Source organism: Pseudomonas fungipugnans (genome assembly GCF_029955235.1).
Classification (GTDB): domain Bacteria; phylum Pseudomonadota; class Gammaproteobacteria; order Pseudomonadales; family Pseudomonadaceae; genus Aquipseudomonas; species Aquipseudomonas fungipugnans.
On sequence record NZ_JARBWL010000001.1, the window covers coordinates 388,906 to 402,766 of the forward strand.

The 13,861-nt window shown below is 53.5% G+C and carries 9 protein-coding genes; 5 read left to right on the forward strand and 4 right to left on the reverse strand.

The features are described 5' to 3' along the window. Positions 1-109: 109 nt before the first annotated feature. Positions 110-910 carry a Shedu immune nuclease family protein gene (locus tag POF45_RS01850; protein ID WP_282314889.1) on the reverse strand — a complete coding sequence of 267 codons (801 nt, stop codon included), beginning with the start codon at positions 908-910 and terminating at the stop codon, positions 110-112. A 298-nt stretch (positions 911-1,208) separates the two neighbouring features. Here POF45_RS01850 and POF45_RS01855 point away from each other — a divergent pair. The 3 genes from POF45_RS01855 (at position 1,209) to POF45_RS01865 (ending at position 5,844) form a co-directional block, all read left to right on the forward strand. Beyond that, a protein-coding gene (locus tag POF45_RS01855; protein WP_431978581.1) for an IS3 family transposase occupies positions 1,209-2,428 on the forward strand; the annotation gives its coding sequence in 2 pieces (ribosomal slippage) (positions 1,209-1,554 and positions 1,554-2,428; 1,221 coding nt in all). Between the two features lie 402 nt (positions 2,429-2,830). Beyond that, on the forward strand, positions 2,831-4,684 hold the full coding sequence (locus tag POF45_RS01860; RefSeq protein ID WP_431978582.1) for a DUF7380 domain-containing protein: 1,854 nt from the start codon (positions 2,831-2,833) through the stop codon (positions 4,682-4,684). A gap of 95 nt (positions 4,685-4,779) precedes the next feature. Next, positions 4,780-5,844: a serine/threonine protein kinase gene (locus POF45_RS01865; protein ID WP_282314892.1), complete on the forward strand. Its 1,065-nt coding sequence runs from the start codon at positions 4,780-4,782 to the stop codon at positions 5,842-5,844. A gap of 531 nt (positions 5,845-6,375) precedes the next feature. On the opposite strand, the gene POF45_RS01870 is transcribed toward POF45_RS01865, so the two are convergent. Beyond that, positions 6,376-7,407, reverse strand: coding sequence for a hypothetical protein (locus POF45_RS01870; RefSeq protein ID WP_282314893.1), 1,032 nt, complete (start codon positions 7,405-7,407; stop codon positions 6,376-6,378). A 255-nt stretch (positions 7,408-7,662) separates the two neighbouring features. On the opposite strand from POF45_RS01870, the gene POF45_RS01875 reads away from it, so the two are divergent. Beyond that, positions 7,663-7,965: a hypothetical protein gene (locus POF45_RS01875; RefSeq protein ID WP_282314894.1), complete on the forward strand. Its 303-nt coding sequence runs from the start codon at positions 7,663-7,665 to the stop codon at positions 7,963-7,965. Positions 7,966-8,110: 145 nt separating this feature from the next. Here POF45_RS01875 and POF45_RS01880 read toward each other — a convergent pair whose 3' ends face one another. Beyond that, on the reverse strand, positions 8,111-11,086 hold the full coding sequence (locus POF45_RS01880) for a TrlF family AAA-like ATPase (protein ID WP_282314895.1): 2,976 nt from the start codon (positions 11,084-11,086) through the stop codon (positions 8,111-8,113). 225 nt (positions 11,087-11,311) lie between these two features. Between POF45_RS01880 and POF45_RS01885 the strand changes: the two genes are divergently transcribed. Then, on the forward strand, positions 11,312-12,499 hold the full coding sequence (locus POF45_RS01885; protein WP_282314896.1) for a restriction endonuclease: 1,188 nt from the start codon (positions 11,312-11,314) through the stop codon (positions 12,497-12,499). A 401-nt stretch (positions 12,500-12,900) separates the two neighbouring features. Here POF45_RS01885 and POF45_RS01890 read toward each other — a convergent pair whose 3' ends face one another. Further along, positions 12,901-13,776: a helix-turn-helix transcriptional regulator gene (locus POF45_RS01890; protein ID WP_282314897.1), complete on the reverse strand. Its 876-nt coding sequence runs from the start codon at positions 13,774-13,776 to the stop codon at positions 12,901-12,903. Between the last annotated feature and the right edge of the window lie 85 nt (positions 13,777-13,861).

A 13,861-nucleotide genomic window follows, 5' to 3' on the forward strand; every position in this document is an offset into this window, starting at 1 on the left:
CTGGATGAGTGCGATAACCTCACCTAATCGCCCGCGTTTCAAATATGATGAAAGCTTCCGGCTCATGGTTGTCCCTAAATTACGATGCGTCGTTATATCCCGAAGAATACTATTCGGCCAGGTGCGTCAGAAAAAGCTCCAACTTTCGCAGAAGTTCATCAAAGGTGATTATTTCAACATCCTTGTAGGAACATCTAAAAGTCTCAAACGAACGTAGTAGCTTTGACTCGACGGGGAGGGTTCCGGCGATTACCACACAACGGGTATTGTCCGGCCGAGAGTCTGCAAGAGCCTCATCATCACGATGAATCCCCCACGCCGTCTGTAGCGAGTGGCGTTGATACAACACCTGACTGACTGCCCCGCTTAACTCTGAGTCTGGGGCATGAACTCCGCCGCCACGGCGGTACTCTCTTTTCTGTACCAGAGGCGTAGATGGCCTTTTGATCTCGACAATTGACAGAACCTGACCGGCGCCTCGAAAAAGATAGTCACCTATTTGGGCACCTGTCCCTCTGATTCCACTGGGCTGAGCATGAAACTGACTGCTTACCAAGTGAACGGGCCCACAAAACAACATCGTCAGTATAAAAATATTCTGATCGAAGAATTTCTGCCATATGTTCTCGCTTAGTTCTTGAGCAAGCATGTCGCGGTATGAGTCGATCATTTGCTGCAGCGAGACCCGCTCGATATCCGCATGCAGTGCCATCAAGGTAAGTGGGTGCTCAACGGCCAGCGCCGGAAGATCCTCTCGCACTTTTACCACCGCACGCCGGCGAACCTCAGCTGCGTCCATAGGACGGTGCGATGGACCAATGCGGTCGAGCCCTGAAGTGAAGTCCAACTCGTTCGTGTTTTCAGACTCCGTTTCTATTTCTGAATTGCTAGGAGCGGGAATCCCCGTCATAACCATCTGCTGTATGCGGGTTGGCGATTGATCACCAGCATGACTGACATGTATTCGATAAAGTCGGGCGCCGTGTAAAAAAGGAGCTAACTCCAACGCAAGAACACGATCACCCACTTGCCATTTGTGTGGTGTTGACTGCACGAACAAAGTGCACGTTTGACCTATCATCAACGTCCGCTCTACCGCCGCAGCTCGTGCCTGCGGAAGTCCCACACGAGTACAAATTGAACGAGCCCCATGAAAGACAGGACACCGTTTCCCCCTTACGATAAGGGATAGGCAAACGGTTATGTTTATGACTAACAGCAACGATAAGAATGGGGAGTTTTTGGGCCAGGAGCGGCGGCGCCGCTGGAGCCCAGAGCAAAAGCTGGCCATGGTTCGCGAGAGCCTTGAGCCAGGGCAAAGTGTGTCGGTCGTCGCTCGGCGCAACGGCATCAATGCCAACCAGTTATTCCTGTGGCGCAAGCTGTATCAGGACGGCAGCCTGTCGGCGGTCAGCGCGGGCGAAGCCGTGGTGCCGGCCTCCGAGCTGAGCGATGCGCTCAAGCAGATCCGTGAGCTGCAACGGATGCTGGGCAAAAAAACGATGGAAGCGGAAATCCTCAAAGAAGCCGTGGAGATCGCCCGGTCGCGAAAATGGATTGCGCACTCACCCTTGTTGCCGGGGGACGACCAGTGAAGCTGGTCAGCGAATGTCTCGGTGTGGCGCGCTCGCAATTAACGGTTCGAATCAAGCAATCGGTATCGCCCAAGACACGGCGAAGCAGGCCTGTGAACGACGCTGAGTTGGTGGCCGAAATCCAGCAACAGGTCAGCGAACTGCCCAGCTATGGCTACCGTCGAGTCTGGGGATTGCTGCGTCGCGTCCGTGAAACCCAGTTGCTACCCGCGATCAACGTGAAGCGGGTTTACCGGGTGATGCGTGATCACAACCTGCTGCTTGAACGCCGGATCAAACAACCCGGCGTGCCGCGTCGGCACGAAGGCCGTATTGCGGTGCAAACCAGCGATACGCGTTGGTGCTCGGACGGCTTTGAATTCCGTTGCGAGGACGGCGCTAAACTGAGCGTGACCTTCGCCCTGGACTGCTGTGATCGCGAAGCCATCGGCTGGGTCGCCAGCCCAACCGGGTACAGCGGCGATGACATCCGCGACTTGATGCTGGAAAGCGTGGAGAAGCGCTTCGGTGATCAGCTGCCTGCAACGCCGGTGCAGTGGCTCAGCGATAACGGTTCGGCCTACACCGCCGAACAGACGCGCCTGTTTGCTCGACAGATCGGCTTGCAGCCGGTGACCACACCGGTGCGTAGCCCACAGAGTAATGGCATGGCAGAGAGCTTCGTGAAGACGATCAAGCGTGATTACGTGGCGCACATGCCCAAGCCGGATCGAGAAACGGCGCTGCGTAACTTGGTAATTGCCTTCGAACATTACAACGAGCAGCATCCGCACAGCGCCTTGAACTACCGTTCACCGAGGGAGTTCAGGCGCTTGGCAGTGGCATCAATTTAACGGGGAGTTGGTGTCCGGTTTTGAAGGGGCAAGTCCACTTGGGGCATGGGCGTCCGCTTAAATAGGTTAAAAATGGTGTCCACTTAAATTTAGGTGGACACCATCGCCCTAAGCGATGGCATCAGGAAGGTGTGTTGCCCGGACGGTTACGCCCTAACCCTGTTCGAAGGCGAAGGAGAGGATGAGCTCACCGGTTCGAGGCTCGCTTCGAAGCGTCCACTGGACACACTGATGACGAGGGTGCAGACCTCCAAAGAAGCGGGGGGCAAGAGGGGGAAGGCATAACCCGTTGAGGCTTCAAAGGCATTGTGTAGGTGTGCGGCAGACATAGTCTCCACAGACTTTGCTTTTAGTGATGGGTGGTCGTACAAATGAGCTTCCTTTTATACAGGTGAATACGTAGTGTCAGAGCATTTCCCTCGCTATCCTGCAGCTACTCCTTTGCGTGTCGATGCGTTCCGCCAAGCTGAGTTAGAACACGCTCTATTCGAGATCGAGCCGACCTATTCAGCTCTATCTGAAGCGCTAACCAGTCTGGCGAGAACTGCGTCTGAGACGGAAGCATTTGAAGAGGCGAGGATATGGTCGCTAATGGCGGATCTCTGCTCGATGATGTTGGACAACGCCAACAGAAACGAGCCATTCAGACCTTACTTGATCATGGGTGACCGGCATTCGATGGCGCCGGCGAGCATGTTGGACGAAGAGCTTGAGTTTTTTCGTGACGTGGTCGATCTCCTCCCTGAGGGGCTCTTAAAGGCTAGGGTTTCAGACCTACTATGGATTACGCCTGGTCTCAGGCATATTCGGCACGCCCGAGCTGCTATCGACAGTTACACGACGACGCCTCTGAACGATGATTACTGGTACCAGGAAGGTAGGGAATGTCTTCACCGAGCGCTCACTCTCGCTAGGCAGATAGGGGCCGGGGGAGGGGATCGCCTCACGTCACTGACTGAGACGGTCATGGACGCCATCAAGCTAGCTGTTGAACAGCAGCTTATGTTCTCCGTCGGCCTCGCTGAGACGGTCATGGACTTCAGGCTCGACCATCCCGACACTTCTGCGCTTCCCGAAATGCTAGCTGAGCTCGGGCGCTCCTTTGATGAGAGGAAGGACATATTCAGAGCTCGTACATGCTATGAGGCCGCGTCTAGGGGGTTCGCCTTGTCTGATCGCGCTCTTATGGAGGCGAAAATGACAGTAGCTGTCGCAGAGACGTGGGTATCAGAGGCTGAGCTGAGAGGTGAGCAGACGCATCCGATTGTCGCGCAGAACGCCTTGGAAAACGCTCTTCAGATTTACCGCTCTGTTCCGGGGGGGCTTCGCGCTGAGCTAGATGTTGAGACGGTATTACCCGCCCTCCGCCAAAGAATTGCCGAAGCCGGCGCTCGGGCTGTCGAGCAAATGGCTACTGTCGTTACCCGCACTGACATAACTGACTTGGTCGCACATACCAGAGCTCTTGTCCAAGGCAAGTCTTTAGGCGATGCGGTGTACAACCTAACTATGTTGTACCCGTTTTGCTCGCCGAACGACGCGCGAGTGGCTGCTCTCCAGTCATTGCGGACAGGGATAGTCAGCGCACTGACAGGCGCAGTTTTTTTTGACGAAACCGGGAGGGTCATCGCAAGGCGTCCTCCACTATCCTTCGGTGCGGAGTTATCAGAAGCCGATGAGCACACCATCCAAGCCAAGATGGTCAGCGAGCATCAGCACACTATAAAGCTAACAGTACAGGGCGGCATTGTCCCGGCGCTCGCGATCATCTCCCAGGAGCATTGCGTCAAGGAGATCGATATGGTCGAACTGGCCAAGGCGTCGTCTCTTGTTCCTCCGAATCGAACTCAAATGATCGGCAAAGGGCTGTATTGGGGTTTTGCAGGTGACTTCGGCATGGCTGCCCATTTTCTTATTCCGCAGCTTGAGGCGATTATCCGCCACCGCATGAAGGAAGCCGGCCTCAACACATCAACATCCAATACTGATGGCATCGTCACCGAAAACGGGCTGAGCACGTTGATGGATGTCGAGGGTGTTACTGAGTTGCTAGGGGAGAACGTAGCCTTTGAGATCAAAGCAGTCTTCTGCAGCCCATATGGGCCAAACCTCAGAAATACCTTCGCGCATGGATTGATGCATGACGGCCAGTTCTACTCAGAATCCATAGTCTATGCGTGGTGGTTCATGCTTAAGTACATCTCGGGGCCATTCTGGGCGGCAATGGGTACGCCTGCAGGCGGTTACTCCTCTTGAGCAGTCCAAAGCAAGGGCAAATTCATCATCGCACGCGGACTCAAGGTTAGTTGCGCGATCGTTCAAATTTAGACCAAGCATGGAAAGCGAAAATTATGCAAAACGTGTGCTTCTATGACTTCGATGATGAAAATCAGGCACTCATGCTGCAGGTCGCGCTTGGCAACCGTGGTGTGGTCGTCGATCGGCTGAACGGCATGTGCGGAGATATTTTCGTGTTTGATCAGGGGCATCAAGTCCATCCGCGCTATGTTTGCGCAAAGGTGCCTCGCAGACCTAAGGACGTCACACCTGAAGAGGTGAACAAGCGGTTTCTCGTTGAGCTTGGCCTGCAGCTACGCTTTTACCATCATATGTTCGTGCACTGGTGCTTCGATCTGAAGGAGGTTCTAGGCGTCCCGGTTGCGTTGTTCCGATACTGGGACGGCGACCTCCGAAGTTGCATGTCATCACAGGGCGAGGTGACGAAGCTCTCTCTTATCGCGTACTGCTGCTCAGGACTACTGCATTGCTATGAGCGGGGGCTTGTAGCTCATCAGGACTTGAAGCCGGCGAACATTTTCATAAGAGATTTTAGGCGTGTTGCCAGCGGCCTGCCTGATCTCGATATCTACCTGGTGGCCCTCATTGCTGATTTCGGCCTTGCAAATGCTTCCGTCACCTCAGGAGTTTTTGACGGCTCCAGACCCTACATGGCGCCGGAGCAATGGAGTCGATCTCCGCTGTCTCAGAAAACTGATGTGTTTGCACTTGGGATCATCCTGCATGAATTATTGTCTGGAGGATTTCATCCCGTCGGCGTACGCACTGCGGAGGTTTGGCCGTCACCCGCAATAGGGGTTTCCAAAAAGTGGACGCGTCCGGGAGATTGGCGCAAATGGATTGATCGCAAATGTCCGCTTGAGGCTCAAGTTGAGTTGAAACCGGATGTAAAACGGTTGATTGAGTTGACGCTATCCATCGAGCCAGAAAGCAGACCATCTGTGGCCGAGCTGAGAACCTCAATCCTCGATCTAATCAAGACGCGATCCGAAGAATCTCACTACCAATTGCAACTCCTCATAGACCACTTTGATAGAGAAGCATCCCAAGACTCTATTGAGACAGATTGGCCCTATGTCGCGAAAGCGTGGCAGCGCCTTCAAGAACGCTTTAGTTAACGGGGATGGCTTGCGCCTTTACTCAGTCTCAGGTCGTCAGACCCTCTTTTTTTCACGTTGAATGAGGATATTTCGGTCAACGTCGTGCGCGAGCAGCGACCGGTGTAGCAGCCACAATTCTGTTTTCCTACCATTAGGGTATATCCACGCTGTGCTCCTTGAAAAAGTTCACAACTCAGGGGTCTCCCGAGCATCTCGCCTACCGGCGTAGATCAACCAGGTTGCACGGAAGCGATGTGCCAGGGCTTCGCCGAGATCGGTTTCCCTCAGCTGGATGCTCCTCGTATGGTGGCATTAAATATCTTTCAATCGCCGTTGCCCCGTCCCATTGGAGCCGCTTTCCGAGCCCGGTGACTACCTCGAGATGACGGCTGAGATGTCAGTTCTCTGGACTCTATCGTGCTGCCCATATCCAGGCCCGATCAACGGATGTGAACCTACGGCCGTAAAGGTTCGAATCCTGGCTACTTGAAGGTGACTTCACTCCTGGAGTGACATGATGGTCACGCCGCTGGTTCCAAGCGGAGTGATTCAATCATCCTCAAAAACCACACTCGTCGAGACGGCCCCGCTACCCTCATCATCTTTCCAAAAGGTGTTTGTGCACTGCACGCATCGGTATAGCGTGAGACCAAGATCGCCCTTGCGCTGTACGACTCCCAGCGATGATCCGTGGCAGATTGAGCAAAACAAATTCCGGCCGGCCTTCACCGTCGCCCACTGAACCAAGTTGATCTTTAGCAACGGTAGGGAGACTTCGATTAGCGAAATCAGCACCTCAGCCCAAGCCTGGTAGCGCGCGGGCTGAAAAACGTGCCCTTCCCAAGCGCCCCGATTGAGCCCTGTGTTGTTGAGCGCCTCTTCGCTTCCATGGATGTAGCCATTGAGAAGCGAATAGGTGTCCGATATTTTTTCGGCCAATTTTTCGGTGATGACCCCATCCCTTTGCAAGAGTCTCGCAATACCGTTTTTCCCTGCAATGGAAGGCGTTCGATAGCTGTTGGCCTTCCACTGGCTGAATTCACTCGGGTGCTTGCACAGATGAATCGGTAAAATCACGCTCTCGATAAACCCACGTAAGACCTGAAGGGACTGGCGGTAGAAGAAGCCGCTGGCCAGCTCCATGGAGCAGTGAAGGTCGGATCGTGTCTCGAGCATATGGGCCAGGGAGAAATAGCCTGCTTCAGACAGAATGTTTCCGACAGTCTCATTCCATGCCACGAGCGCTTTTACGACGCGTCCAAACAGTGGGTCGGCTTCAAAGTCCGGGATGGTCAGCTCCTGAGTCAGAGAGCCTGGGGCGGGACTTGAATGGTTTGCGTGTGTTTGAAACTGCTCGGCGTATGTTTTACCCAGCTCAATGGCGTCCACGAAATTCAAACCCGCGTTATCTTCGTAACCCGTACCCTCCAGCAGGTTGAACAGAAAGGTGAACAGGTCACCACCTGGCTCCCAAGCCAAAATGGGTGTCGCCGAAAAAGGAAGAATCCCAAGAGCCTTTTCTGGAAAGATTTCCTCCGGGTTATCACTGGTTGAGAAAAATGCTTCGGCAGTACTGTCCATGGCGTGCTTGCGTCCTTGGTTTGAGAGGTTACTGAATCATTGGATGTAGCTTGAAAGGTAAATCTGAGGCTCTGCGATATGCCTCGCTGACACGCCGCTTCTCAGCAGCGGTAACTATTTCTGGATTTCGGGCGAGGTATAATCCATTGGCATATGCCTATATTCTACGGGCCCTCTTGCAGATGTTCGCAGCGAAGGAAGGGCGTATGTCCACTTAGCCCGCATCACGTCTGGATAGTTTCATGAGAAGCCTACATGAGTAATACGCTTACGGAAGAAGAGATGCGTCGCGCCTTGTTCGGTGCATCAGATCCTGCTACGGCTATTGTGCCGCCACCTGTGGTTAGCCCGCCCGCCCCTAAGAGAGCGTCCAGCAGGCCAACGTCTCCTAAACTGAGGGTGACGCTGTATGTGACCCAGAAGTTCGAGGGGGAAGGAGAGACCTTCACATATGACGCCAATACATTGAGCACCCTCGTGGCTGAGCAAGAAGCAAAAAAAGCGGCCAAGAATAAAAAATTCAGATATTGCGAAGTCGTTTCGATCCACCCCATCTGATGGCCGCAATGTCCATACTCTGCGAGGTATAAGGCTCCCACTTCTGCAAGCGGCACTAGGAAAAGTGTCCTGTGTTGCTAGTGCCGCAACTCGATCTCGCAGGTACTCATTTCGCCATGAAACGTTACGGCGGTCTGAGAGCGGATTACCTTTCGAGGCGTACTCGAAGCCGGCGCGCCCGCTCCCTAAATGCCTCATCACCGCCTTCAAGAATGTCGCAAACCGCCTTTCTTATCGCAGCGTTTTCTAGCCCTCCAGATTGGTAACTGATAGGTGGAAGCCCGCCGGGCTGATGCGGGCCTACCGTTGCGATGATGATTTGATCTGCGTCGGTGTTGATCACAAGGTTGGCGTTATGCGTGACCATGATCACTTGACGTTTTGACTTGGCGGCAATGAAAAGCGAGACAAGTTCGTCAAAGACGGATTTTGGATCGAGGTTTTCCTCGGGTTGGTCAATGATCAGTGGACGGTCATCCGAATCATCCAGCGCGAGATAAAGCAAAAGCAGAACGATCCCTCGTGTACCAGGCGATAGCTTCTGGATGTCTACGCCGTCATACAAAATTTCATAGCGAACAGTGAGGTGATCAGTGCCGAAAAGCCATTGAGCCATCTGCTTTGACCAAGCTCGGTACTCAGTCTGCTGACTCGCTGCATAAGGGGCGTGCGCCAGCAGATCTTGTTGATACTGGCTCAGAAATCCGGACATTGCAGTTTGGACATTTGCTGCAGTGCCAACCTCCCAGGCAGACTTCAATGACCTCCTTGCCGCATCTGTCAAAGCTCCACGCCCATAGAAAGGGCCGGACTTTCGCCGATCCAGTAGACTTTCTTCAGCGATCGCTCCCCAAGCGTCGACGTCAGCGATCCGCCTAACTGAGAAGCTGAGTTTTTTGAGCGTTCCAGAAGACGCGCCTAGCCGAGCCATCAGGGGAGCGTACAAATTTGCTAGGGCTTGTTGCTCGTGGATGATCGCCTCGAAGACTCTGCGGTAAGTATCTTCACGCCCCATCTGAAGATCCTTGCGCCGTGCTGACGCACCCTGCGCATCGGTTAATTTAGTCTCAAGGGTCTGAAGAGCAGCGGTCTCTTGGGAAATGCGTCTAGTTAATGCGGAGTACTGGTCGCGGATCAATTTGTCCGCGCTGAAGAGCGCTTCCAGACGATCCATTTCAGCTGTAATCAGCCCCAACGGAAGTGTGTCGAGTGGAACATCTTGCTTTATCAGCTCAACGTTGGGATCCCCAGGCACGATGGGGGTGCCGGTCAGCTTCAAAATCTCTTGGTCTGCCCATTTCAGATACCCCACCAGGCTGTCATCAACATTGCCATTGTAAACGAGAAGAAAGTCCGCCCATTGTTGAGTACCCAGTCCGCTATTGGAGTGGCGCGCCTGGGATTGGCGTAGCATCTCTGGAGCCTGGGTGGCTCTCATGCTCTGCACTTCATCTTGAAGGGAAACGAACGTGCGACGTTGGGCACTGAACGATTGAATCTTACTCCTCAGACTCTGAGCGGCCTGGCTGAGCTGGGTATGTCTCGTAACCTGAGCCTCGGTTCCCTTGACCACCAGCTTGGCAAGATCTGCGTTGTAGCCTCCTATGAGTTTTTTCTTCTGTTCGACTTGGGTCGTAAGTGTATTTACGAGCTGTTCTTTCTCGAACTCTGTGGCAATTCGCTCGGAGATATCAGAAATCGCTGAAGCCTCTCGAGCACGGGCCTGCTGGAATCTAGCGGTTTGTTGTTCCCGGAATTCAGGAAAATCGACAGCTCCATCTTGATCATCCTGCGAGTGAGATTCAAAGATCACGCGCTCTATCTCATCGATCAACCCGTCGGAAACGCCATGGGCAGAACAGAGCTCCTCAACGAACTGTTGGGATAAATACCGGGCGCGAGGGAAGGAGAGGTGCCCATTGGCATCGCGCCCATCCAGATGACGTGTAACAGACGTGCCGCCGCCCCAGGTTAAGGTTGCGGTGGCGTCTTCAAGTAAGCCGCTAGCGCGAGCAAGAAACGATGGGCTTATTGTTCCGCCCGTACCCGAACCAAAGTGGGAGACTGCATCACAGCCTGCTGAAATGATGTCTGCGAGCGCGGTTTTGCCCGAGCCTCGGGCACCAATGATGGCAACTAATCCTGGGTTGAGCGGGATAGAGGGGGTTGCCGCCCAGCTGGCATTTCCGATGCTTAGGTGAGATATCACCTGTGAGGGCATCGCCGAATTAGGTGGCTTATCACCAACGTAAGCTCGTCCGTCAGGGTCGATACATGCCTGGCGTAGTGCATCGAATTCAAGGCCACCCTTGATCCAGGAATATCGTTTGTCGACAGGTTGGCCGACCGACTCTTGGGAGTGCGAGTCGCTGCCATGAAGGCAAGGTTTGCAGCCGTCAAAACGCGCTCGAAGATCTTCGGGAGTTACTGCACGTAAGCCTAGCCAGAACTCGCGCTGCGCTGGATTGCTGGAGAAAATTATGTGCGCGAACTTTTCAATCTCTTGCCTCACGGTTGTGTCTGCCGCGAGTCGTACACCGGACGTACCATCACCAGCGCCGCCGGCCACTGCAATTAGAATGTTTTTCCTTGCCCATTCGCTTTCCTGGATGACCTGGCGCAACTGGGTGAAGCTCACCTTAAATTGTGTTGCTCCCATCCGTAGCGCTGCACCGTCATCGTTGATCTTCGCATCCGTTTTTTTGCCCAGCCTGATGAGCTCCTCTCGGGTGCAGTCATATCGATCGTTGTGGGCGGAGAACTGTAGTCTTTTCAGAATTCGCTTGATCTCGACGAGATGATTTTCGTCCTCGTTGCTGACCAGGAGGTGGATATTCACAAATCCGGATTTTGCGGCGACATCAAGACGCAATTCGATATTGGGAAAGAGCAGCTGAACGTTGCTAAGCCTACCTTCAGCCTTATGTTCCAGAAGCTTTTCATAGGCGTCAGTGATGTAGTAGTCAGTGACGGCAATAACTTCGATTGTTGGGGTCAAACTTTCAAGCGTAGTGAGGTATGCCTCCCATGGATCCTCCGATCCAAATTGGTTGTTTAGCACGGTGCCAGGTGCATGGATGTGCGGCTCCCAACGGTGCCATTCCGACCCACGACTAATCATCAAGCATCCTCATCCGGTTACGCTTCCCTGCCAAATGAAGCTAAGCAGCCGCGAGCTATTATTTAGGCATCATTGATCTTAGCCAACGCGGTGGGCTTTTCCAGGCTCTCGAGGTAGATTCTTGGGGATGCCGACTTGAAGCTGACTGCTCGATCACCCTGTATGCTCAGTAATCATTTTTAGGCCATGCGAGGGAGCGTCTAATCTGACCAAGAGGGAGATCAATTGAGCACATATACGGATAGAGACCTGGAGCGGAAAATTGTAGCTGCCCAGAAGGATTTGCAAGTCTGGGCTGTCAGCAACGACCTTTGGGGCGATAGCGGTTTCACGTCCTATGCGAAGCGCGTACAAGGCGAGCCTGGCGAAGAGGCGGTGACTTTCATCCTCTACAGCAGTGGGGAGCTTGCCCGCCTGCTTGATGAAGATCTAGATCCAAAGCTGCGGGCGGAGTTTGATGCAATCGCTGACTCGCATGGCTTCTGGTATGACAACTATGACGGCTGCTCCTACTACTTTTACGCTACTACCGAAGAACTGCAGAAAGCCTACGACCAATTCTTTCATTGGAAGTGGGTCTGCAGCCTGATCATCGAAGATTTCGGCGACGTATACGCTGAACTCTATCAGTATTTTCAGGCGCGCCCGGAGCGGCTATACAGCCTACATCATCGCGAATTTGAAATACTGCTCTACCGCCTTTTCCAGAGCTTGGGCTATGAATCAGAGCTGGGGCCAGGAGTAGGAGATGGTGGGATTGATGTCAAACTACTTCAGCGGAGTCCGTTAGGGGATACCTTGGCCTATGTCCAAGCCAAGCGATATGCGCCCAATCGCCCCATAGGCCTTGAGGCCGTGCAAGCTTTGCGAGGGGCCGTGGCAAACGACGGCGCCGACCGGGGCATATTTGTGACCACCTCGCGTTATCTACCGGGTGCGGAGAACTTCGCACATCGATCGTCTAGAGTATTGGAGCTGAAGACCTCTGCAGACGTCGCTCAGTGGTGTCAGCAAGCGCAGGCGGGTATTGTCCAAGACAAGTCCGTATTAGTGTCGGATGCGCATCTACTATCGGTTCTTCATCGTATTGAAGGTGGCAGTCACGCGCTAGTCGTTCACGCTCACACTGGCTATCGCACCATCGGCAACAGCTTTGCGCTCGTCCTCAAAGAAACCAAGCACGCAGCTCTGCTCATGAGTCTACCAAGGCAGATTATCAGCCAGGATTCCCATGGGCTCGAAGGGCATGAAGTCCCCATGCTGGATAACCAGATCTTGGCCGCTAAAAATGCCGATACGGTCTTTCGGGCAAAACGGTCAGTGGATGATCAGGGTAGGGTGAAATACTGGGATGGGCGAAACCTTTACTCGATTTGGAATCGGCAGCCGATTCACTTCAGCCACCTGGACTGAGTCATCTCTACCGCTAGGCCACGAACGATCAAGCATCGACTGGCCTAACTCGCAGCAAATGTTTGTAGCTCTTGACGAGTTGCTGCCGCATAAGTGGCAGCCGGCGTAATCAGGCAAGGTGGGTTCGCCGTTCGCTTACGTAGCTTTGCTTCAATGCTCATGACAACGGTGACCTAGCTTGGATCAGTTCAAATTGCACCGATCTATCGGTGTGATGAAGGGAAGAAGGCGGCGGGTTAACGGTGCCGCCACCCTTTACCGAGGAGGGAAACGTGTGTCAAAGGCTCCGGTAGAGACAGACGTTGGCTATCCAGTATTCGCTTTTTCCAGTTTTGGCTAGTTGAACGTGGGTGAATTATTTACACATGCTAAACCTTGGTTCGATACCCACCGACATCGACTCACTGGTACAACCAAGGCCCCAGTTCATCCAGATTCGCAACGACAATTTGTTGCGCCATGGGTTTTGCATGCACCTTGGTTGCGTCGATCTGATAGCGATGAAGAACGTACTGAACCATGGCTCCGCGAGTCTGAATTATGAGTTTTCCGTCTTCCATTCCGTAGTCCGCTTCAATGATCGCGCGCTGTCCTGGCTTTAGTCGTGAATCTGGCTCGATGATGACCGTCGCCGGCGTTGTCCACCCTGGATCGAGCGTGCGGGAGTGCTCTGTATAGTCATCCATCAGTTCCGGTACGCCTCTGAAACGACTCAACACAAAATCGCGATAGTCCGCATTCTTTTCGCAGTAGGCTCGAACATGCCAACGCATGCCGGTATGAATCAGCGTGTGGGGCGCTATGAGGCGGGTCTCGCCTTCTGGTGACCGGAAAGACGCGTATTCGCACTCAAGCCGTTGACCTTCTCGACAAGCCTTCAGTAGCGGTCGGAGCACCTCGGGACGTATGGAACGATCCGGAACATCGAGCACATCAATGTGAGCGTAGGCAAGAGCCAGCCCCTCGATATGCGGAGCTCGCTCATGGTTTTGACTAAGCAGATGAAGATATGCCGTGGCGCTGTTTTCAATGAATAGTGGCTTGAAGTGTTTGCTAGGTACGTACCCTTTCAGGTGTTTGTCATACTCCAGATTTTTTGGCGCATGCTCATCGATGTAGGTGTTGATGTCCTTCGACGCTTGCTGTCGACTGATGCCAAAACTCTGAATCAGATGATTGGTCGTCAAACGTCCCTCCCACCACGCGACTGTCTCGATCAACCTATACCTCAACGCCAGATCCCAGCGCACCGATTCAATTGACTTTCCGCGTTTCATATCGGCCTCCATCTGCCTGAAAAGTTTACCTGTATGCGTAAACACTATGGATGTGTCGAGTATATCTACATATTGTCCAACCGAG

Coding starts and splice junctions, on each gene's coding strand:
- POF45_RS01850 (WP_282314889.1), bottom strand. CDS start 910: ATGACGGGGATTCCCGCTCCTAGCAATTCAGAAATAGAAACGGAGTCT.
- POF45_RS01865 (WP_282314892.1), top strand. CDS start 4,780: ATGCAAAACGTGTGCTTCTATGACTTCGATGATGAAAATCAGGCACTC.
- POF45_RS01870 (WP_282314893.1), bottom strand. CDS start 7,407: ATGGACAGTACTGCCGAAGCATTTTTCTCAACCAGTGATAACCCGGAG.
- POF45_RS01875 (WP_282314894.1), top strand. CDS start 7,663: ATGAGTAATACGCTTACGGAAGAAGAGATGCGTCGCGCCTTGTTCGGT.
- POF45_RS01880 (WP_282314895.1), bottom strand. CDS start 11,086: ATGATTAGTCGTGGGTCGGAATGGCACCGTTGGGAGCCGCACATCCAT.
- POF45_RS01890 (WP_282314897.1), bottom strand. CDS start 13,776: ATGAAACGCGGAAAGTCAATTGAATCGGTGCGCTGGGATCTGGCGTTG.